At 38.8% G+C, this 278-nt stretch carries 1 protein-coding gene; it reads left to right on the top strand.

Annotated elements, in window-relative coordinates; genetic code table 11:
• Positions 1-59: 59 nt before the first annotated feature.
• Positions 60-278: MobA/MobL family protein (locus CAN34_RS14695; RefSeq protein WP_217320643.1), on the top strand; the 219-nt coding region annotated here is incomplete at its 3' end.

Below are 278 nucleotides of genomic sequence, written 5' to 3'. Positions count from 1 at the left end.
AACAACGATGCGTAAATAACACTCAACATAATTTCAGTTAAACATGCAGTGTTCATTTGATGTGCGAGAAGGCATGCAGTGAGCTATACGACTCCAAGCACAAAGCGTCAGTTCTAAATCTGTCAACAACCGAAATCAAAAAAGAATTGATAGATAATGTAAACACCGTAAATACTAAGTTAGAAAAACTAGGTATCTATGTGCCCATCGACGATCGAACCCTAAAGCAGCAAGGGATAGAGCAGATACCAACGATTAAGATTGGTTGGAAAGCGTCA

This window comes from Psychrobacter sp. DAB_AL32B, from assembly GCF_002224105.1.
Lineage (GTDB): Bacteria > Pseudomonadota > Gammaproteobacteria > Pseudomonadales > Moraxellaceae > Psychrobacter.
Note: the sequence above shows the minus strand (reverse complement) of the source record. Positions and strands in the feature narration are given on the sequence as shown.